Here is a 21,315-nt window from a genome sequence, read left to right on the forward strand (position 1 = left end):
CCTTCTGGCGGAGCCATTCGCGGGAGGAGCTAACGCTGTTTCCCCTGGATTGATACCAGGGAGCCGCAGGGCGTCCGCGGAGCCCCAACCGGCTGATTGGCGCAACCTAGCGAGCGCCCAGTGAGGCGGATCTGACTACGGAGACAAAACACTGGAAGGACGCCTGGCCGAACCGCGTTCGCGCAGTTATCCGGCGAGGCTCCGAGGTCGTATGCCTTGCAGGGCAGGCTGAAGCAAAGATGCCGCAGCGAACAGACGACGATTCGGTCGGCGGAGTGGCCGAGCGGCCGAACGGGCTTGCTTGAAGCCCTGAGAGCTGGGTTAATGCGGAGTATCCCTCACAGTACAGTCTCCCTGCAGTCCCCATGACGCGACCCCCGTCTGACAGCATCGATCCCGACGCCACAGCGCCGCCGCTGAGCGCGCTCGACGGCGTGGTGTGTCCGCTCTGTCATGCCACGGCGCCGCCCGCGTCCGGGGGTAAGCTGGCGCGCTGCCCCACCCATGGGTTGGCATTGATCAGCCCGGCTGACATCCAGAGTTCCGGCGCCGACCCGATGTTGGGACGCACGTTTGCGGGGCGCTTTGTGGTCCTCGGCAAGTTGGGCGCGGGAGCCATGGGTGCCGTCTACCGAGCACGGCAGGAGACGGTTGGTCGAGACGTTGCGCTCAAGATCGTGCGGCCCGACAAGGTCTACGATCCCGACACGCGTGCCCGCTTCGAGCGTGAGGCGCGGGCGATGAGTCAGCTCACGAGCCCCCACACGGTCACCGCGTTCGACTTTGGGGCATCCGATGATGGCGCGTGGTTCTTGGCCATGGAGCTGCTCGATGGCGAAACGCTGGGCGCGCGGCTCAAACGCGGCGCCATCGGCGTGGTGGAGGCCGTGCGGCTCGTGCGGGAAGCTCTGGAGTCCCTCTCGGAAGCTCACCAGAAGGGCATCGTTCACCGGGATCTCAAGCCGGACAACCTCTTCCTCACGCGCACACCGGACGGGCGCCGAGAGGTGTGTAAGGTGCTCGATTTCGGTATCGCCAAGCTGCTTCGAGACGAGCTTGCGATCGACGCTCTAGAGACCCAAGCGGGCACCGTCTTTGGAACGCCGCGCTACATGTCTCCGGAGCAAGCGCAAGGCAAGCCGCTGGACGTGCGCAGCGATCTCTACTCCCTCGGGGTCATCCTGTATCACGCGCTCGCTGGTCGCGCGCCGTTCGTCGATGACGACGCCGTGGTGGTGATGGCGCGCCACATCAAGGAGGCGCCTCCTCGCCTCAGCGAGGTCGCGCCGGCGGGCCGTATCAGTCCCACTCTGGAGCGGGTCGTGGTCAAGGCGCTGGAGAAGGACCCTGCTGCGCGGTTTCAGAGCGCCGAAGAGTTCTCTCGCGCCCTCGAGGGTGCGCTGGGCGACGCCTTAGCGACGGGGAGTCACTCCACCAGTTGGGTGGCGACGCCTGGACCCACGCGGCCGCGTTCTCGTACCGTGTGGATCTTGGCCGCGATCGCTGCCGCCGCGATCGTCATCCCGACAGGACTGTGGCTGTCCATGCGCTCATCTACCGCGAGTGAGGCCGCCGCCGCGGCGCCTGCGCCCATCGAGCCGCGCGGGGACGTGCCTGCTGCGGCGACCGCAGTCGCGTCCGCTACCGAAGAGGTTGCGCTCGATCCCGAACAGCTTGCAGCGGAGCCCTCCGCTTCCGCCGCCGCTTCCGCGGAAATCAACCCGCAAACCAAGGCGAAAGCCGCGCCAAAACCCGTTGTGGCGCCCGCTCCGGCCGCCCCCGCCATCAAGCGCAAGACGGGCGATCGCTACGGTCGCTTCGAGTAAATCTTCCCTTCGCCTGGTCTGATGGTTCGCGCCCGGGGAGGCACGAAGAAACAACCATTTCGGGTTGGGAACACGAGTTCGCCGACACGTCCGTGGTGAGTGCGAACGCGTCGTGGAGAGCGCAGCCGCTGCTGAGGGCAGCACACGGCGTGGCCCCGCGGAAATACGCTGAGACGGGAGTTCTGCAGTGAAGCCGTGATGCTCTGGGTCTTTCAGCGCGCTGCTGATCGTGGTTCGTGAACCAAGCTGACGCAGAACGGAAGAAAGCGTCCAACACCACTCGAGTTTGGCGGGTTGGCGCGTTGCGGCTGCCTGAGTTTCGGTGGTAGCGTCGCGCGAAATGGATCCGAGGGAGATGGACGCGCTGGTACAGCGCCTCGTTCAGAATCCACACGACGAAGAAGCCATCACGTACGCGCACCATCAGGGTCAACAAGACCCGCGCTCGTACGCCATGCTTTTGGAGCGTGTGGGCCGCACCACCGGCGACGCTTTGTTCGCCTGTCACTGGCTTACCGAGGCGGCGAACGTCTGGGCGACCACGCTGGGCGACGCGCATCGCGCCGCGCGAGCGCTCATGACGGCCATCGACCGGGACCCGACCCAAGCCGCTCCAGCGGAAAAACTTGCGGATTTGTACCGCGAGAAGGGTGACAACAAGGCGCTCGTCGCGTTGCTTGAACGCCGCACGAAAGCCTTGGCTCCCCTGACCGCACAGGACCCGGACATGGCGGCATATGTTGCGGCCATGCACGAGGAGCTCGCGCGCCTCTGGGCGGAGCCGCCGCTTGCCCAGGCCAAGAAGGCGATCGAGAATTACCGCAGGGCAATCGAGCTTCAGCCGGGGAGCCAGTACTCGATCTACGCGCTACGCGAGCTCTACAAGTCTCAAGAGCAGTGGCTCGAAGCCATCCCGCTGTTTGCCATGGAGCAAGCGCTCACGGACGACCCAGAGCGTCAGGTGGCGCTCTACAGCGACGAAGCCGAGGTGCGCAAGCAAGCGGGTGACGGTGCTGGATCCAGCATGTCCCTGCGCCACGCATGGTCCGTCGATCAAGGGCGCGACCCCGCGCTCCGCCAGGCTCTGGCTTCCAGTGTGCTCGACCGCGTGCAAGCGGGAGAGAACGTTGGCGACGACGAGCGCTACGAAGCTGCCGGTTTGTTCAATCAGCTCGCGGAGGAGTACGGCGGCGAGTACGGCGTGTCGTATTCCGTCTGCGCCTTGGAGATCGAGCCAGGCGATGATCGCGCGATCCAGCTGGCCATGTTTTATGGCGGACAAGAAGGCAGGGACGCAGAGATCCGCCCCCGCGCTGCGAAGTACCTCACGGTAAACCCCAATGGCGCGATGGCCGGGGAGTGCCAAGCGTACATCGGGGACGCGGATGTTCGCTCCCTCGCGGCCCAGGTGCCAGCACCCGGCGCGCAAGCCGCGGAGTCCGAGCCGCGCATGCAGCAGTCGGCGCCCGTGGCTGCTTCCGCAGGGAAGAGCTCGCGGCGACTAGAGGTAGCCGACGAAGTCAGCGCGGTGATGGAAGAAGAACCCGAGAGCGACGACTTCGCTCCCGCGGCAGACCCCGATCGCGTTCGCACGCTGATCGACGAAGCCGAGGCACTCGCCCGCAAGGGACGCAAGTCCGAGGCAGGCGCCAAGTACCGCGAGGCCGTCGCGCTGGACCCCGGCAACGAAGAGGCACTGAACTTCCTGCAAACCCACCTCAGGCAGACGCGCAAGTATGCCGAGTTGCGGGACATCTTGCTCGCTGCAACCCGGTCCGTGGGTGTTACCCAAGACGCCAAGCGTAACTGGTTGAGGGAAATTGCAGGGCTCTGCGAGACGCAGCTCCGCGATTTGGACACCGCGATCCATGCGCTCCAACAGCTCGTCTCTCTGGACCCTGGCGAGGGACCCCGCGCGCAGCTGAAGCGCCTGCTCGAGCGCGCCGGTCGCTGGGATGACGTCGCGACCCTGCTCGAGCAAGAAGCCGAGCAGGCTCCGGATATCGAAGTCAGGATTTCTCTGGAGAAAAACCTCGCGAAGCTCCACGAGCACAAGCGCAAAGACGTGGTAGCCGCGGGCGACGCCTGGGCGCGCATCGCGTCGCTCACACCCGAAGACGACTCCGCGTTGATGACCGCGGTGAAGTTCTACGAAAAGGGCGAGCGGCTGGACCTCGCGGCGGACGCGATCGCCGCCAACGTGGGTGCCCTCGAGGACGAAGACGCAAAGGGGCAGCTGCTGAGTCGCTTGGGTCAGCTGCGCCGTGATGGTGGCGATATGCTCGCTGCAGGCGACGCATTCGCGGAGGGCGCTGCACTCACCCAGAAGGCTGAGATGTGGGCTGACGCCGAGCAGTGCTTCGCCGCAGCCGAAGCCTGGGACCAAGCGGCTCAGGCCGTGGACGAGCAGGCCCAGCTCGCGGCGGAGCCCAAGCAGCAGGCAACCCTCTACGCGCGCGAGAGTGATCTGCTGAGCCGTGCCGGCGACGACTCGAGCGCGGTGCTCCGCCTGGAGCAAGCCACCGACCTCGATCCGACCAACGAGGAGTTCGCCAAGGCGCTCGAAGAGCGTTTTGAGTCTGCGGATCGCTTCCCAGATCTTGCGGCGTTCTTGCTGCGTCGTGCGGACAAGCTCGAGAGCGCGGAGATGCGTATCGAGCTGCGCAAGCGCGCGGCGACCATTCAGCGGGACACTCTGGGCGACCCAGAGGCGGCGCGGGAGAGCTTGCAGCAGCTGCTGGTCGACGGGGACGACGAGGAGGCGCTGCTATTCCTCGCGGATGACGCCGGTGAGCGCGGCGAGGCCGCGGAAGCCGTGGAGTACCTCGCCAAGCTCAAGCGCGTGATCGACGATCCCGCGCGCAAGGCCGAAGTGATGCTGCGCGAGGCGCGTTTGCTTGCGGAAACGCTCGAGGATGTGGACGCCGCGATCGATTGCTATCAGGAGGTGCTGAGTTCCGTCGACGCGACGAACGCCGAAGCGCTCACCGCAATCGCAGATCTCGAGGAGGGCCGTGGCAACCTTGGGGCTGCTGCCGCTGCTCTGGAGAAGTACCTGGAAGCCGCGGCGGAGCCGGGGCTGAAGCTGGAACTCGCTCAGCGCCTGACAGGGCTCTATGAGGGCGAATTGGATGACCCGAAGTCCGCCGTGCGGGTACTGGATATCGTGGTCTCCATCGAGGAAGAAGACTTCGACGCCATCGGACGACTCGTGGCGCTCAACGAGCGCCTCGAGGACTGGCCCCGCGTAGCGCGTCACCTCCAGCAGCTGATCGAGGTGGAGGGCGACGAAGAGGAACTCAGCGAGATGACGCGGCGACTCGCCACCGTGCTGCACGAGAAGTGCGAACGGGGAGACGATGCGCTCGCAGCGCTGGTCGAGGTCGCCGATCAGGGCGATGCTGCGTGTCGCGACGCTTATGTGGAGCTTGGAGATCAGCTCGGCTGGAAGGGCGTCGTCGCCCAGAAGTTGGTCGAGTGGTTTGCCGAGGCGCCGGTTGGGGCGGCACGCAATGACGCCCTCAGAAACGCCTTCAATCGTTTCGTCGAGGTCGGGCGTGACGCGGACGCGGCGGGCGTAGCGAAGGAGCTGGCGCGCACCCGGGGCGCGGACGCCGAGATGGCGACTCAGCTCGAGGAATTGGGCGTGAAGCTCAAGGACCTGGACGCCCTTGGCGTGGCTCACGACTTGCTGTCTTCAGATCTCAGCGGTCCCAGCCGAGCTGAAGAGCTCGTGCGGCAAGCGGAGGTGTTGAAGCAAGCCGGTGTCTCTGCGGAGGACGCGTTGCAGCACGGCGAACAGGCGCTCGCGAGCGTGGGTCCTGAAGACGCGGAAGACCTGCTCGGTCGCTTGGTGAGCTTGGCCGATGAGCCCAAGCAGATCGTTGACCTGTACGAGCGCCAAGTGTCGCGCTGCAAGGCGCCGCAGGATCGCCTGCGGGCTCTGGCGCGCGCGGCGCAGGTCGCGGCGGAGCAGGGCGCCCCGGAGCGTGCTCGCGGCTTCTTTGATCTCGCCCTGAGCGGTGGTGTCCAAGAAGAGAGCTTGGACTCGCTGGAGAACGTCGCTCGCGACGCGGACGAAGCAGCGGGCACGGAGCAGGTGCGGCGTCTGCTAGCGACTGCGATGGCGGGCGGCGGCGGCGGTTCACGGGACGGCGGTCGTACGCGCTCCGCGCTGTTGCGCCGTGCCGCCAACATCGCCATGCGCGAGCTCTCGGACGCCGAACAGGCGCTCGCGTGGCTCAAGGACTCCCTCGTGGCTCACGTCGACGACGGAGTGCTGGACGACCTAGAGGCCCTCGCCAATGAACTCGGAGAGCCGAAGCGCGCGGATGCGGTGCTGAGTACGGCACTGACCGAGGTGTTTGACGGGCCGCTGGTGCGGAAGCTCCTGGCGCGCCGTGCAGCTCTCCGTCGCGATCAGCTCGAAGACTCGCGGGGGGCTGCCGAGGACCTGAAGCGCCTACACGACCTTTCCCCGTCGGATCAGGCGGTGATGGACGACCTCGCGAAGCTCTACAAAGAGCTCGAGGATTGGCGCGGCATGGTCCAGCTCTACGAGGATCAAATTCTTCGTGGAAAAGATCCGGCAAGTCGTGCGGAGTTGGCGCGCAAGGTCGCGAGGCTGTGGGAGGAACGCCTGGGCGACGCTCGCGAGGCCGCCGACGCCTGGCGCCGAGTGCTGCGCATGAAGAAGGAGGACCCGGAGGCGACCGAGGGTCTGGATCGCGCCAAGAAGGGCATGCTCAACACGATCAAGTCGGAGGACAAGCCCGCGCCGAAGCCCAAGAGTGAAGCGGCGCCTCCACCGGCGAGCGCGCCGGCCAGCGCAGCACCGCCCGCGAGTCCGCCAGCCGCCGCGCCGGCGGTCATGGAAACCTCCTCGGCTGACGAGCTGCTCGATCTGCCACCGGCTCACTCCTCGGTTGATGCCATCGAAGACGAAGTCACGTCCGTCAGCAAGCCGGAGCATGAACCACCGGCGTCGTCAGCCACGCTCGCGGCGGATGACGACGACGACGATGATGACCAGCCCACGGCGCCGCCGCAGATCAGCGAGGCTCAAGCGGTGGAGCAGGCGGAGGACCAGCTGCGCGCCCTGCGACCGAAGCGCCCGGACATCTCCTTCGGAGGGGCGGACGACGAATCGACCATGAGCGCGGAGCTGCTTGGGGACGCGGCAGCCCCCGCGGCGCTGGACTATGCTGACGCGCCTAGCGACGCGACCGAAGTCCGCCCCGGGTTGCTCACCGAGAACCAGGATGACGACGACGACGACGACGCAATGGTTGTCGACGAGGACGCGCTGCTCGTTGACGAGGACGAACTCCTGATGGAGTAGCCCCGCTCCTCAGCGAATGCGACGGCCCGACGAGTTGACTCGCCGGGCCGCTCGCGTTTGTGGACCCTGCGGCTTAGTTCTGCAGGGAAACCAGCATGGTACCGGGGGGAAATGGCGCCCGCTCAGCGCGGGACGGCGGGCTCCGATGCGCAGCCGAAGAGGATGTCGATGCGCGCTTGTTCGCCCGCGCCTTGGATGCGGGTGCAAGTCTGGGGGCAGACGAAGATCTTCGTCGGGCTGGCCGCGTTGTCGTAGTACCAGCCGTCCACCACGTTGGCGCACTCCGTCGCTGAGCCGACGCGCCCAAAGGGCTCGCCGTTGCCGCTGTTCGGCGCGAAGTACTGCATGTTGACGCGATCCTTGTCGAACATCTCGCCCTCTGGTGCGCTTGGGATTGTCCACTCGCAGGCGAGCTTCGAGTTCACCGCTACCGCTTGGCTGACGCGGGTAAACACCGCCACGAAGCCTTGTTCCTGCTCGCACAGGTTGCCCTCCTCTCCGCTGGTCATATCCGCGAGGTCTCGATAGACGGTGCCAATGTTGACGGTGAGCACCCAGGGATCACCAGACACGCAGCACGGATCGCTGTTCGCATTCAAGCGGCACTGGTTCTCCGCGGGCTTCGTGAAGCCGTAGATGCCGTGAAAGGTGTAGCCCGTGTAGAGCGGATCCGCGGCGCTCAGCAGGGGTGCGAAGCTCGCGTCGAAGGCCTGCGCGGTGGTCGCTGGGTTGTCATCGCTGATCGCGACGACGTGTTTGGACGCACCCGGGCGCAACATGGGCTTGTACTTCTCGAACTCCTCGAGCACGATCTGTAGGGCGTTCGAGCTGCCTACCTCACGATTGATGTGCTTGTAGTTGGGCGCCAAGGAGTCCGCTGGGCACTGACCTGAGCCGAGGGGAGCCGGGGCGCAAATGCCGTTGCTGTCATTGCTGTCGGCGCTGATCAAGATCACGTGGTAGTCAATCCCCGCGGAAGCGATGCCGTTGGCAAAGGTGTTGATCGCGGACTGAACGAAGCCAGCTTCCTCGGTCATGCTGCCCGAGTTGTCGACAACGAAGATGATGTCGGCCGGCTGGAGCTTGTTCTCGGCAGTCTGACTCACGCTCTCACACGCAGCATCGGACGCGAGCCCGCCGCTGCCGCCATTCGAACCTCCGTCCAGGAGCCCACCGAAGCCACCTTGAGCGCTGCCGCCTTGGCTCGTGCCGCCTTGACCACCGCCAGCGCCGCTACCACCCGCTGAGCAGCCCATCAGCGCGAACAGCGCACCCGTGTAAAGCCAACCCTTCAACTTCGCGTCCTCCAAGCAAGTCGGATGGCGCTCACGCCGCCCAATCACACATCCTAGCAGGTCCCTAGCCGCTTCCGGCGCTAGGCGCACGCAGCTTCGCAGAAGACCCACGTTGTGGGACGAGCGCGCCTCCCCCAAAAATCCGTCCCGAAGTCCTCGCGAGGCGACGCGTGTTTTTCCTTGGGGGAGAGGAAACCGCGTAGGGCGAATGAGGCGAATCTGTGATTCGCTGAAAAGGTCACAGGACACTACGCGGGGGGCGTCAGCCGGAGTTGGTCCGCGTGCAGCCGGGCCCAGCTCCCAAGCACCAGAGGCTGATTGCGCTCGCCGTGCCCTACGGGCAGCTCCGCGTACACCGGCACGCCAAGGCGCTCGAAGCGTTCGCGCAGCACTTGCTCTGCGTTGACTCCATAGCGCCCCGAAGGGCAACTCAAGAACTCCCCCAGCACCACCCCGCGCACTGGCTTCAGGTCTCCTGACTGGAGCAACGCGGTCAGCATCCGATCGATGTGATAGGGCGCCTCGCTGACTTCTTCGAGCAACAACACACACGGATCGGGGAGCGCGAGTCGCCGGGCGGCGCTGTGTACCGACAGCAGCGTGAGGTTGCCGCCACACAGCGTGCCCTCTGCGTCGCCGGCGGTCAGCGCGCGCAAGGGGTGCACTTCGTCCCAGTCGCTGCGCTCCAGTGCGTGAAACCACTCGCGGTGCCGTGGCTGCCAGGCGCGACCGAGGCCGGCGCAGTTGTGGGCGTGGAGTGAGGCGACGCGTTGAGCGCTGGCCTCGAGGTGCATCACGGTGATGTCGCTGAACCCGACGAGCCACTTCGGTTGGCGTCGCAGGCTGCTCCAGTCGACCTCCGGGGCAATGCGGCTGAGCCCATAGCCGCCGCGTGCGGCAATCACCGCGTCGACTCGAGGATCGTCGAGGGCGCGCTGCAGCTCGCCCTTGCGTCGCTCGTCGTCCCCCGCAAGGAACCCCCGGGGGTGAAACATGTCCCGCTGAAACTCGAGGCGGTAGCGCTCCGCGAGCGCGGCCAAGCCACGCCACACCAGGGTGTGATCGAATGGGCCCGAAGGTGCGACGACGCGCACCCGTGCGCCGGGACGCAACGGTTCGGGGATGAGCCACGCGTCCGATCCGTGCGCTCCAGAGCGACGCACTTCGGAGTGACTGGGATCGCTGGCGCCCTGCATCACGACAGCGTGCAACGCCTGGCGTCAGAGGGAAAAGTGTTTTCCCCCCAGCTTTCCCGCCGTAACGGGTAGAGTCGGTTGGGTGCCTGACTCGATGCGAGGTGTTCCTAGCTCCGGCGTGCCCAACGCAGCAGCCCTCCTGCGTCACCCGCTCCTCGCGCGGCTGACCGACTTCGCGGCGCAAGACGTGATCCCGCGCGCTCAGCGCGCGTATGGCGCCGCGCGGGAGGGCGTGGAGGACGCGACGGTGCGGGTGCTGGGGGACGATTTTGACGCCCGCATCGAGCAGCTGCGCGCGCGCTATCAGCGCATGGGCGGCGATCCGTTTGGCCTCGATCCGGAGACCGCGAAGCTAGCGCTGGGGATCGTCTCGCTCTTTCATCGTGTTTACTTCCGTGCGGAAGTGCATGGCGCGGAGAACGTCCCGCCAGGCAAGGTGCTGCTCGTGGCAAACCACTCGGGACAGGTACCCATCGACGGCATGATCATCGGCGCGAGCATGTTCCTCGACGGCGAGCCCCCGCGCGTGATTCGCGCCATGGTGGAGAAGTGGGTCCAGAAGCTGCCCTATGTGAACGTCTTGTTCCGTAGTTTGGGGCAGGTCGTTGGCGTACCAGAGAACTGCCGCCGACTGCTCGAACTGGGGGAGATGATCCTGGTGTTCCCCGAGGGAACGCGCGGCATTTCGAAGCCCTTCAGCCAGCGTTACCAGCTCCAAGACTTTGGCCTCGGCTTCATGCGCCTGGCGATCGAGACGGACACACCGATCGTGCCGGTCGCCGTGGTGGGCGCCGAAGAGCAGTACGTCAACCTGGGGAATTTCAATCTGCTCGCTCGCGCCACGGGGATGCCCGTCGCGCCGGTCATCCCGCAGTGGTTCATCCCCGGCATGCAGATGCCGCTACCCACCAAGTACCGCCTCTACTTCGGCGAACCGATGCGCTTCTCCGGGGATCCCGATGACGACGACTCCGTGATGGAGGAGAAGGTCTACTTGGTGCGGCAAACGATTCAGGCGCTGATCGATCGGGGACTACGCGAGCGCCCCTCGGTGTTTTGGTGAATATGGCTCGGGACGAAGCGTTTCAGTCACCAGATAGCGACGACGACGAGCGGCGGCAGGGCGACCGGCGTCAGGGGTCGCGGCGCCTCAGCGACTCCGCGAGCTTTTTCTCCGAGCGCCTAGCCGAGGGTCCTGTGGTCATCACGGGGATCTGCGGACGCCTTGGGCGTCGCCTCGCGCGTCAGCTACACCGGGATCGTCACGTGATCGGCGTCGACCGCCGGCCGTTTCACGATCGCCCCAAGGACATCGAGTTTCATCAGATCGACATCCGCCGCAAGAAGGCGCAGGACATCTTCCGCAATGGGGAGGTGGCGGCGCTGGTTCACCTCGGGGTAATGCATAATCCTCGCGGTAATAGCGAGGAGCACCATTCGTGGAACGTGGCTGGCTTCCAGAAGATGCTGGAGTGGGTGAGGCGCTACAACGTTCCGAAGTTGGTCCTAATATCCAGCGCCAACGTCTACGGGCCACGCCCGGACAATCCCCAGTTCCTCACGGAAGAAGCTCCGCTGCTAGGCGCCGGTGCATTCAGTGAGATCCGTGATTTGGTCGAACTGGACATGCTCGCCCAGTCCTTCTTCTGGAAACACCCGCAGACCGAGACGGTGGTTCTCCGGCCGACCCACATCCTTGGCACTGTGCGCAACGCGCCGAGCAACTACTTGCGGCTGAAGGTGGTCCCGACGCTGATGGGCTTCGACCCGATGATTCAGGTGGTTCATCAAGACGACGTGGTGCAGGCGATTCGCCTGGCGTTGCGGCCGGGAGCGCGGGGGATCTTCAACATCGCGGGTCCGACGCCGGTCTCCCTGAGCCACGCGCTGCGCACCCTGGGGCGCGCGACTCTGCCGTTGCCGCACATGGTCGCGCGGCGTGGTATTGAGCGCCTGTGGAATCTTCGTATGACGTCCTTTCCGGCACCGGAGCTGGACTACATCCGCTACGTCTGCATGGTCGACGACAGCCGCGCCCGCGAGGTGTTGGGCTACGAGCCGCGTTTCGACCTCACCGCGACGCTCAAGGCCGTGGACGAGGAGCGCTGGGTTTGAGCTGGAGCGTGCCCCGCCTCAGCGCGCTGCTGGCCGTCAGTGTGTGCTGTGGCTGTAACGCCCTAGGGGGCAGCAGCGACCGCGCCCCGTCGCCCTCCGCGGTCACCGAACCAGCGCCGCGGGCCCTCGGCGCTCACGCCGCATCGGAGCTGCCGATCGATGGCGGCACCGTCGGCAGACTACCGGCGCCTCAAGACCCGCTAGCGCCCGAGGACTCGCCGCCCGACGCCACGCCTGCGGTTCCTCCTCTCGAGGTTCCAGACGCGGGGGTGGCGCTGTGAGGCGTGCATGGGTTGGTGCCCTGCTGCTGAGCGTCGGCGTCATTTGGAGCTGTTCGGGTCGACGGGAGCGCCCCGCGCTGCCAGCACCTGAGTATGAGCGCCACGCGGTGGCGCCGTACGACGCGGGAAAGTCCGTGGACCCACTGGACGACGACGCCGGTGACTGGCTCGACTACGAGGACGAAGAGCCCGAACCCGCGCCGAAACCTGCCGTTAGCGCGCCGCCTGGCGCCGCAGACGGAGGCCCAGCCGATGCGGCGGTGGACGCCGCGCCGCCCGCGACTGACGCCGGGGGCGCTCCCTGAAGTCCGTCGCATGCGCGTTGGCTCGCTCTGAGCTAACCTTCGCGCCCCCGCGTAGCGGAGGTAGCGCGCCGGAGGGCGCCAGGCTGAGGCGCGAAGGCGCAGGCAAGATGTGCGCAGAGGCGCAGGTGAGGCGAGGAGCATGACGGGAGTGCGGGAACAGGCGGTGAGCGCGCGGGCGGCTGGAAGGCGCCTCGCGGCGCTGGATCGCGCGACGAAGGACGCGGCGCTCCAGGCGGTCGCGCGCCACCTGCGTGACAGCGTTCAGGAGATCGGCCGCATCAACGCGCAGGACGTCGAAGCAGCGCGCAGGGCGGACCTGAGTGCTGCGATGATCAATCGTCTCGAGATGACGCCCAAGGTCGTGGAGGCGACGGCTGCCGGCGTGGACTTCGTGGCGAGTCTGCCGGACCCCGTGGGTAGCCGCGCCGGCATGCAGCGCCTGCAGAACGGCCTCTTGATTGGCAAGCAACGCATCCCGCTCGGGGTGATCGCGATGATCTACGAGTCGCGTCCCAACGTGACCGTGGACGCCGCTGTGCTGTGCCTCAAGGCGGGCAACGCATGCCTGCTGCGAGGTGGAAAAGAGGCGCACCACACGAATCAATTCCTCGGGGAATTGATCGCGACGGCGCTCGACGAGGTGGGTCTCCCTTCAGGTGCGGTTCAGATCGTGCCAGCGACGGATCGCGAGGGGATCAAGGAACTCCTGTCTCTCACCGGGCTAGTCGACCTGGCGATCCCTCGCGGTGGTGAAGGGCTGATCCGCTTCGTTCACGAGAACGCGCGCGTGCCCACGGTGGAGCACTACAAGGGCGTGTGCCATCTGTTCGTCGATCGCGGAGCGGACCTGGAAATGGCCGTACAGCTCGCGCTCAATGGCAAAGTGCAGCGCCCGGGGGTGTGCAACGCGCTCGAGTGTGTGTTGGTCGACGCCAACGAAGCTGAACGCTTTCTACCGTTGTTGGGTGAAGCCATGGGGAACGCCCAGGTCGAGCTCAGGGCCTGCGAGCGTTCGCTGCCGCTGCTCACCGGTGCCGTGGCGGCTCAGGACTCCGACTGGGGCGCTGAGTTCCTGGAGAAGATCCTCGCGGTGCGGGTGGTCGATGGTTTCGAAGCGGCTCTCGGGCACATCGAGCGCTACGGCTCGAACCATACGGAAGCAATTTGCACCCGGGACTACACGCGCTCGCAGCGGTGGCTGCGGGAGGTGGATGCGAGCTGTGTGCTGGTCAACGCGTCGACCCGCTTCAATGATGGCGGGCAGCTCGGGCTGGGCGCAGAGATCGGGATCTCTACGAGTAAGCTACACGCCTACGGTCCGATGGGGATCGAGAGTTTGACCACCGAGAAGTGGGTGGTTTTGGGGGAGGGCCAGGTTCGCACCTAGCCACTTGGTTTGGATGACTACTTCGCGCGGTCCACATACGGCGCGAGACGCGGGCGCTCTAGTGGGGCGCCCGCGGGCACCGGGCTCAGTCGGATAACTGGGCAAGACGAGAGTACTCAGTGAGCAAGATTGTAGGAATGAAGCCGGTCCCGCGTCCCGTACGCGAACAGTCAGAGATGCGCTCTTCGGTGGAGCAGAGTCAGGCGCTCGCGTTGGCAGCGGCCAAGGCTGGGCTCGAGAAGAAGGCCATGGGCGTCGAGATCATCGACGTCACCGGGAAGGTCGACTACGCCGACTTTTTGGTGCTGATGACCGGGCAGAGTGATCGCCACGTTGCCGCTATCGCCGACAGCGTTGACCACGAGCTCGCGGCGCAAGGCAATGAGGCGATCAGCGTTGAGGGTCTACCCGCGGCTGAGTGGGTACTGATCGACTTCGTTGACGTCGTCGTCCATGTCTTCCAGCGCGACTACCGCTCGGTCTACGACTTGGACGGGCTCTGGATGGACGCGCGCCGGGTGCCGGTGGCTGACGAGCCGGAGCGCGGACCCACGTCGGGCCCCGTCAACGCCTGACGCCGCGGCGCCGAGTGCTCGGCGAACTACGAGCCGGGTACTCGGACCAGGGTTAACCGTATGGAAAATCCGTCTTGAGGATCCGCATCGTCGCCGTGGGCAAGGTCAAAGAGCGCGATGTGCGCAACGTGCTCGACGACTACCTGGGCAGGATCAGGCGTTACGCGCCCCTCGATGAGGTGGAGCTGAAGTCTGACGTTGGGTTCACCAAGGCCATCAAGTCCGATGAGCTGGTGATCGCCTTGGAGGTGACAGGTGAGCGCCTCACGAGCGAGGCCTTTGCAGCGCGTCTCGAGCAGTGGGGCAGCCACGGCAAGGGCAACTTTTGTTTCTTGATCGGTGGCGCGGAGGGGATCCCTGCGGAAATCTCTCGCGCAGCCAGCCATCGCCTGAGCCTGTCCAGCATGACGCTGCCGCATCGGCTTGCACGCGTATTGCTTGCAGAGCAGATCTACCGCGGATTCAGCATTTTGCGCGGCGAGCCATACGCCCGAGAGGACTAGCGTCCTGTCTGCGTCTTCCAGTAGCCTGTTGCTAATCCGTGCGGATTGAGAAAGATCAGCCCTTGGCCGCTCGTTTGTCCAGCTCCTGCACCCGCTTGCGCGTGATGATGTAGCTGATGCCAATGGAGAGGGCGTAGAGCACGAGTAGCGGCGCGGCCAGCAGCACCTGGCTCGTGATGTCAGGAGGCGTCAGCACCGCCGCCAGCACGAACGCGATCACGATGAAGTAACGCCCAAAGCGGATGAGCTGCCGGTAGTTGACGATGCCCGCGATCGACAGGAAGAAGATCAAGACCGGTAGCTGGAAGGTCGCTCCGAATGCGATCAGCATGCGCGAGACGAAATCGAGGTAGTCGTCGACCATCACGGTCGGCTTCACTTCGAAGCCCTGGGTGCCAACGGGGCCCGCGAAGTCCAGCAGGTAGCGAAAGGCGAGGGGGAAGGCGATCTTCCAGCCGAACAGCGCGCCGCAGGTGAACAACGTCGTCGAGCTCAGCACGAAGGGGATCGCAAGACGGCGTTCGTTGGAATACAGGCCGGGCGCGATGAACGCCCACAGCTGATACAGCATCACCGGCAGCGCCAGGATGAGCCCGGCCATGACTGCCAGCTTCACGTACGCAAAGAACAGCGATGCGGGAGCCGAAAAGTGCAGGCTGGCTTTCTCTCCAAGGGCACCCGTGTTCCACGCCTCCACGAAGGGCTTGGTGAGCCACGAGAGCACCTCGACGCGGTAGATCCAGGCGACGACTGCGCCCACCACGAACGCCAGCGCCATCTTGATGATGCGGCTCCGGAGCTCCTCGAGGTGCTCCCAGAACGTCATCGTCTGTTCTTCGGGTTCAGCGCTCATGGGTTATCTTCGCGAGCCGCGGGAGCGTCTTCCTCAAGTTGCCCTGGGGAATCACCGTCGGCCGAATCAGACGTCGCTTGGTCCGCGGTGTCTGGCTGCTCTTCAGCGTCGTCTTCGTCATCCAGCAGGAGATCGTCCGGCAGCGCTCCGTAAGCATCTGGACCTTCGACGGGGTTCTCTCGAGTTCGGTCGTACTCGATCGGGTCCTCGTAAGGGTCGCCCGACGGGCGGGACGTGCGGGGCCGCGAGCGTCCCACCGAGCTGAGATCGCCGCGCATGATGTTGCGTAGCTCGCTCAGGCCGCCGTCGATGCCCTCCGCCTTGAGGATTTCGTCGATACCTGTCTGCTGCCTCACTTGGCTGGTGAGCGAGCGCACCTTGGCGATCCATTCACCCACCGTGCGCAGCATCTTCGGGAGCTTCTGCGGACCCACGAAGACCAGCGCCACCAGGGCAATCACCAAAATCTCGGTGAACGAGATGCCGAACACGGCGGGAAGCTACCTTCAAGCGGAGGTCTGCGCTAGCTCTGTGTGCGCGGAACACTCGCTGAAACCGCGATGAATGAGCGGGACCCAGGGGATTGGCTAGGGCTCGAGCCAAATGGGATTGCTGAACGCGAACGGCTTGATGTTCGGCGTAAACGTATTGGGCAATGCCTTGGTGCCCTTGACCAGGACGACCACGAAGGTCTTGCTCGGGACGTCCAGCTGGATGGTTTGATCAAAGCGCACTGGCGCCTTCTTCTCTTTCACGGTCAACCAGCGCACGCGCCGGCCATTTCCCCCCAGCAGCAGCTCGACGCTGTCCACGCTGATCCAGGACGCAGCCGAGATGCGGATGTGCAGGGGAACCTTGCCGTCGACGACCTGGGCGGTCTCTCCCGGCCCCTTACCATTGACGTCCACCTCGAGCATCGGACCGCTGCTCACGGTCACCCGACCCTTACGCAGCGACTCCACGATCTCAGTCTCGGGCACCGTGAGATCCGTCGCGTCGGATTTCGAGCTCGGGACGCGGATGAAGTTTCGGGGCAGCCCTGGATCCAAGAAGAAGAGGTTGTGGCTGTCGCTGTTTCCCGTGCCGGTGTAGCGATAGCCGCGACCCAAGAGCTTGATCCAGTCGAAGAGCACCTTTCGCAGCTTGGGTTCGCTCATCATCTCGAGGCCGTTGAACACCTCCAGCAGGTCGTAGTCGTCGGAGTACTCCGATTGATACTTGAGCGGCACCTGCATGCTGGTCGGGTCGACCTTGTAGCGAGCCCAGTATCCGATCTGGTCCATGCGCGGATGGTTCACCTGGATGAGCCCCTTGGGCGCGACCTTTCGCATCTCTGCGAACATGCGTTTTGGCGTCGTGTCGCGGTACTCGACCAAGTCACCCGCCTGCATCGGGAACAGGTTGAAGTGCCCGAAAAGGTTCCCCACGGTACTGACTTCCGACCCCACCATGGTGGCGACGGGAGTCGCGAGCAGCCCCTCCTGACGCAGGTAAGCCACGGAAGGACCAAGGTCAGCGACGGCGTAGTGGTCGGTCGCTGCCGCGAGCTCGACTCCTTCAGCGGCCACGGAGATCACTCGGGTGTTGCAGCCGATGTCGGAGTCAGGGCTCGGCGCCTGGTGGAGGTGTAAGTCGGCGCTGAGCCAGCCGGGGGTCGAGTAGGCGCGAGGTAGCTCTCCTTTGAGCTCCAGCGTCTCCCCGGATTTGATCTCGACCTTCCAGTTCTGCGCTTCGCGCTCATAGCCCGCAGTGGCCCAGACTTGGTACTTGCCGGGGGGCAACGAGCGCTGGAAGTCCCCAGTGCCGCTCCAAACGAAGCGGCCTGCGCCGTCGAGACCGCCGGTGTTTCCGAAGTCGGGCGACTTGGTTAGCCCAAGGCCCTGCACGCTGAGCTTGGCGGCCAACGGCTTGCCCGCGCCGTCGCGGACCGTCAGCTTGAGCAGACCCGGTTTCGCCTTAGGGGCGGGGGTGTCGAGCGCGATGGCGTCGTACTTGAGCGCCCGCTGAACGAGGACGCTCTCCCCGGGGTTCAGCGCCACGTTGCGGTATGCCGTGCGGATCTCACCGCTCAAGCCGTTGTGGTAAGAGCGAAAGCCGACCAGCATGGGCTTGCCCTCCAGCGTGGTGAGCTTCATGTCGCCGCTCGCGCCTTGGCGTCCAACCCACTTGCCTTTGCCGTTGAACGTCGCCTTCTGGCGCTTTCCGTCGACGAAGTAGTCGGTGTTTCCCCATTTCACCGCATCGCCCAGGTTCAGGTGGGTGAGGCGCCCTCCGGAAATGTGATCGAACTTGGTGGTGATGATGATGCGGGGCTGGTCTGGCTCGAGGCGGTAGCTTGTCGTGACGCGCATGCGGCCAGCGCCGAGGCTGAGGGTCGTGCTCGTCTCAATCGAATCCCCGCGGATCTGAACCTTGCTGGCGGTGACGTCGACTTGGTTCTTTCCGTCGTGGAGCACCGCGTGGAGTTGCCACAGGCCATCGATGTGGGTGTGACCGCCGAGTTGTCCGCCAGTCGCGCGCGCTGGTTGGTTGTGCCAGAAGTCGACGAGCCAGCCGTCCTTCTTGCGTACGACGAAGGTGACCTGGCCGTTGGTTTGCGCGAGATCCCCGGGTTCGGCGAAGACGCGCATTTGATCTGCTTCGAAGTCCTCGGGGATCGTGTAGCTCTTCACGCTGGGGAGCGGAGCTGCGGATGGGGCCGCCACCGTCACGGCGTCTGGCGTGGGTCGCTCCGCAGGCGAATCAGGGACGGCCAGCAGCACCGCGACGAGCATCGGGGGCGTGATAGCGCTAACCCAGCGCAATGGACGCATCCAGGCACCCAGTCGGAGACCTGTGGGTGCGGGAGTGAGCATCCTGTCCAGCATACGCCGGCGCTTGGCGGAGCACACCTCCCTACCTGGGTATTGTTGGAAAAAAAACGCGCGAAAAGCCGCCCTACTCATCGGCGCAGCTGCATGCTCATCGGCGCAGCGACCTGACTTGGGTCACCGACGCATGGAGCATGGCGGCTCGACGCGGGGGAGCACGGCGGCTTGACGTGCGGGAGCGAGGAGGGACTCAGCGGCTGAGGACGTTCTTCGCGATGACGAGGCGCTGGATCTGGCTCGTGCCTTCGTAGATCTGCAGCACCTTGGCGTCGCGCATCAGCTTCTCTACCGGGTACTCCTTGACGTACCCGTTTCCACCAAAGACCTGCACCGCGTCGATGGCGGTCTGCATCGCTGCGTCGGCTCCGAACGCCTTTGCGTAGCTCGAGACGATTGGATCGCGCACGCCGTTGTCGAGGTTCCAAGCCGCCTTCATGTAGAGCAGGCGTGTAGCTTCCGTGCGGATAGCCATCTCGGCGATCATCGCCTGGACCATCTGGTGCTCGGCGATCGGAACGCCGAAGGTCTTGCGCTCCTTGGCGTAGGCTACCGATTCATCCAGGCAGCGCTGCATCAAACCGGTCGCCGATGCCGCAATATCGGGCCGGGTTTGGTTGAACGTCTCCATCGCCAACTTGAAGCCCTGACCCGCGGGCGCCAGCATGTTTTCCTTCTTCACCACCACTTCCTCGAAATGGACGACGGCGGTGTCGCTTGCGCGCTGACCCAGCTTGTCCTCGTGCTTGCCCACCTTCACGCCGGGGGTGTCGCGATCGATGATGAAGGCGGCGATACCGCGGTGACGCTTCGCTGGATCTTCGGTCGCGAAGACGACGTAGAAGTTTGCGTGGCTCGCGTTGGTGATCCAGCACTTTTGGCCGTTGATCACGTACTCGTCGCCCTTCTGTACGAAGCGCGTCTGCAGTCCGGCGACGTCGCTGCCGGCTGCCGGTTCCGTGGTGCAATAGCTCGCGAGGATGGGCTCCGAGGTGAGGCGGCCCAGGTACTCCTTCTTCTGGGCGTCGTTCCCCCCGAGTTTGATCGGGGTGAGGGCCAAGCCGTTGGCGAGCATGCTGGTCTGGATCCCCGTGCAGCCGTAGGCGAGCTGCTCGGTGATGAAGGTGTTCTCGAGCTCGCCCATCCCCGAGCCGCCGTACTCGGCGGGCACCGTTGGGTTGATGAGTCCGAGCTCCCAGGCTTCCTTGAACACCTCGATGGGGAAGCGGCTCTCCCGATCGCACTCAGCGCTCACGGGCATGATTCGTTCACGCGTGAAGCGCTTGGCGGTGTCGATCAGCGACTTGTGTTCGTCGGACAGGCTGAAATCCAGCATGGTCTGGTTACTCCTTTGCGCGCTGCTTCAAGCGCTTGAACTCCGCGCGTACCGCGCGAGCGCCGAGGACATAGCCAATGGTGAGCCCCACGAGCAATACCCCCGGGATGTAGATCACGTGTTCGAAGGTCGGTAGTTCCACCTGGGACCTCAGCTCGCCGGCTTTCGCGCCAGCGCCTGTTCCAGCCGCGCCACTCGGTCATTGATGCGTTGCTGGCGGAGCCAGGTCATCAACACGAAGCCGAGCAACATGGCCCACATCAACAGGTAGGCCCAGACGAGCAGCGAGCCGGCGCTCGCGCTTTCTGCGCCGCCTTGGCTGGGGACGAACTCGGTCGAGCGATCCGCAGGGGTGAGTGTGCCGCTGCTGGTAGGAGCGGCCTGGGGTTGGCTGGTGTCGGTCTGCATGATTCGGTTCACTCCGAGTGGGCGCTGGCGAATCGGTGATTCGCTGAACAAATCAAGAAACTAGGCGTCCACGTTCCTGCGGCGCGCCGAAGGCGAACAAGCCGCAAATCGCGCCGCGAGACGCGAAGCAATAGATCAAAGTTCGTCGATGTGCCCCGAGGTGATGAGCCGCTCCTCTGCATGACGAGCACGGGCTTCCGACGTTTCGACGGCGATGCGCATCCACAACAGCAAGATCCAGAGCAACGTCATGGCCAGGAAGCCGATGCCGAGCGCCTGATACATCGCAGGGTCACCCAACCCGCCACCGCCCTTGGTGATGACGGTCGGGTGGTTACCACCCCATTTCCGTACGGCATAATGCACGATGGGGAGCGTGACGGTACCGAGCACACCCAGCGCGGCAGCAAATTTTCGCTCCGCTTCGCCGTCGCCACCGAACGCGCGCAGCACGGCGATAGCGAGGTAGATCAACACGCTCAACATCAGCGTTGTGAGGCGTGGGTCCCAAGTCCAGTAGACGCCCCAGGCCTTTTTCGCCCAGAGCGGGCCACTCACCAGCACCAACATCCCGAACACGACCGCGGTCTCAGCGCCGGCGCGGGCCCATGCGTTGCGGGCATCCGTCGCGCGCATCAGATAGGCGGCGGAACCGAGGAAGCAAGCGACCCCACCGAGGTACATCGCGTACGCCGCGGGAACGTGAAAGTAGAAGATCTTCTGCGCCAATCCGCCTGCTGCCGCCTGGGCATCGGGCGTGCGATTGAAGATGAAATAGATCAGGTAGAGAAACACCCCGAGCGTGACCACACAGAGGCCGCTGAAGACGTGGCTCCACGGCGAGGCCTTGGTTGCCGGCGGGAGCGGCTGGGCTTGGGTCGGAAGCGCGGTCGGCGGCTTGTAAACGCCCTCGCTGTCAGTCGCCATGATGGGGCCATAGTACAACACGGTTGCGCGCGCCCACCGCTTTTGGCCGCAGTTGACGGCGCTGCGGCAATCCACCACCGGACAGCACGGCAGCAAGGCC

General features: G+C 65.1%; 17 protein-coding genes. 9 read left to right on the forward strand and 8 right to left on the reverse strand.

Translation table 11 applies throughout. The features are described 5' to 3' along the window. Positions 1-557: 557 nt before the first annotated feature. Both H6718_33755 and H6718_33760 read left to right on the forward strand, forming a co-directional pair. Positions 558-1,826, forward strand: coding sequence for a serine/threonine protein kinase (locus H6718_33755; GenBank protein MCB9590425.1), 1,269 nt, complete (start codon positions 558-560; stop codon positions 1,824-1,826). Positions 1,827-2,166: 340 nt separating this feature from the next. Further along, positions 2,167-7,167, forward strand: a complete 5,001-nt coding sequence (locus H6718_33760) for a hypothetical protein (GenBank protein MCB9590426.1) — start codon at positions 2,167-2,169, stop codon at positions 7,165-7,167. A 122-nt stretch (positions 7,168-7,289) separates the two neighbouring features. On the opposite strand, the gene H6718_33765 is transcribed toward H6718_33760, so the two are convergent. Both H6718_33765 and H6718_33770 read right to left on the reverse strand, forming a co-directional pair. Further along, positions 7,290-8,510 (reverse strand): VWA domain-containing protein, encoded by a 1,221-nt coding sequence (locus H6718_33765; GenBank protein ID MCB9590427.1) that lies wholly within the window; start codon positions 8,508-8,510, stop codon positions 7,290-7,292. 200 nt (positions 8,511-8,710) lie between these two features. Next, positions 8,711-9,658, reverse strand: a complete 948-nt coding sequence (locus tag H6718_33770) for an LD-carboxypeptidase (GenBank protein ID MCB9590428.1) — start codon at positions 9,656-9,658, stop codon at positions 8,711-8,713. Positions 9,659-9,752: 94 nt separating this feature from the next. Between H6718_33770 and H6718_33775 the strand changes: the two genes are divergently transcribed. From H6718_33775 to H6718_33805, 7 genes are all read left to right on the forward strand, one after another. Then, positions 9,753-10,721: an acyltransferase family protein gene (locus H6718_33775; GenBank protein ID MCB9590429.1), complete on the forward strand. Its 969-nt coding sequence runs from the start codon at positions 9,753-9,755 to the stop codon at positions 10,719-10,721. A 2-nt stretch (positions 10,722-10,723) separates the two neighbouring features. After that, the gene (locus H6718_33780; protein MCB9590430.1) at positions 10,724-11,773 is read left to right on the forward strand and encodes an SDR family oxidoreductase; all 1,050 of its coding nucleotides are present in this window, start codon (positions 10,724-10,726) and stop codon (positions 11,771-11,773) included. Between the two features lie 8 nt (positions 11,774-11,781). Further along, positions 11,782-12,054 (forward strand): hypothetical protein, encoded by a 273-nt coding sequence (locus H6718_33785; protein MCB9590431.1) that lies wholly within the window; start codon positions 11,782-11,784, stop codon positions 12,052-12,054. Further along, a complete protein-coding gene (locus tag H6718_33790) occupies positions 12,051-12,359 on the forward strand; it encodes a hypothetical protein (GenBank protein ID MCB9590432.1) in 309 nt (102 codons plus the stop codon). The genes H6718_33785 and H6718_33790 overlap by 4 nt, the downstream gene beginning before the upstream one ends. Before the next feature lie 139 nt (positions 12,360-12,498). After that, the gene (locus H6718_33795) at positions 12,499-13,746 is read left to right on the forward strand and encodes a glutamate-5-semialdehyde dehydrogenase (GenBank protein ID MCB9590433.1); all 1,248 of its coding nucleotides are present in this window, start codon (positions 12,499-12,501) and stop codon (positions 13,744-13,746) included. A 212-nt stretch (positions 13,747-13,958) separates the two neighbouring features. Further along, positions 13,959-14,321 carry a ribosome silencing factor gene (gene rsfS / locus H6718_33800; GenBank protein MCB9590434.1) on the forward strand — a complete coding sequence of 121 codons (363 nt, stop codon included), beginning with the start codon at positions 13,959-13,961 and terminating at the stop codon, positions 14,319-14,321. 74 nt (positions 14,322-14,395) lie between these two features. Further along, the gene (locus H6718_33805) at positions 14,396-14,824 is read left to right on the forward strand and encodes a 23S rRNA (pseudouridine(1915)-N(3))-methyltransferase RlmH (GenBank protein MCB9590435.1); all 429 of its coding nucleotides are present in this window, start codon (positions 14,396-14,398) and stop codon (positions 14,822-14,824) included. Between the two features lie 55 nt (positions 14,825-14,879). On the opposite strand, the gene tatC is transcribed toward H6718_33805, so the two are convergent. The 6 genes from tatC to ccsA form a co-directional block, all read right to left on the reverse strand. Further along, positions 14,880-15,677, reverse strand: a complete 798-nt coding sequence (tatC, locus tag H6718_33810; GenBank protein ID MCB9590436.1) for a twin-arginine translocase subunit TatC — start codon at positions 15,675-15,677, stop codon at positions 14,880-14,882. After that, positions 15,674-16,168, reverse strand: a complete 495-nt coding sequence (tatB, locus tag H6718_33815) for a twin-arginine translocase subunit TatB (GenBank protein ID MCB9590437.1) — start codon at positions 16,166-16,168, stop codon at positions 15,674-15,676. Before tatB ends, tatC begins: the two co-directional genes overlap by 4 nt. A 96-nt stretch (positions 16,169-16,264) precedes the next feature. Further along, positions 16,265-18,532 (reverse strand): CehA/McbA family metallohydrolase, encoded by a 2,268-nt coding sequence (locus H6718_33820; protein MCB9590438.1) that lies wholly within the window; start codon positions 18,530-18,532, stop codon positions 16,265-16,267. 205 nt (positions 18,533-18,737) lie between these two features. Next, positions 18,738-19,880, reverse strand: a complete 1,143-nt coding sequence (locus H6718_33825) for an acyl-CoA dehydrogenase family protein (GenBank protein ID MCB9590439.1) — start codon at positions 19,878-19,880, stop codon at positions 18,738-18,740. Between the two features lie 150 nt (positions 19,881-20,030). Then, the gene (locus tag H6718_33830; GenBank protein ID MCB9590440.1) at positions 20,031-20,288 is read right to left on the reverse strand and encodes a hypothetical protein; all 258 of its coding nucleotides are present in this window, start codon (positions 20,286-20,288) and stop codon (positions 20,031-20,033) included. A gap of 135 nt (positions 20,289-20,423) precedes the next feature. Beyond that, positions 20,424-21,215, reverse strand: a complete 792-nt coding sequence (gene ccsA, locus H6718_33835; GenBank protein MCB9590441.1) for a cytochrome c biogenesis protein CcsA — start codon at positions 21,213-21,215, stop codon at positions 20,424-20,426. Between the last annotated feature and the right edge of the window lie 100 nt (positions 21,216-21,315).

This window comes from Polyangiaceae bacterium (assembly GCA_020633205.1).
In the GTDB taxonomy this organism is placed as follows: Bacteria; Myxococcota_A; Polyangia; order Polyangiales; family Polyangiaceae; genus JAHBVY01.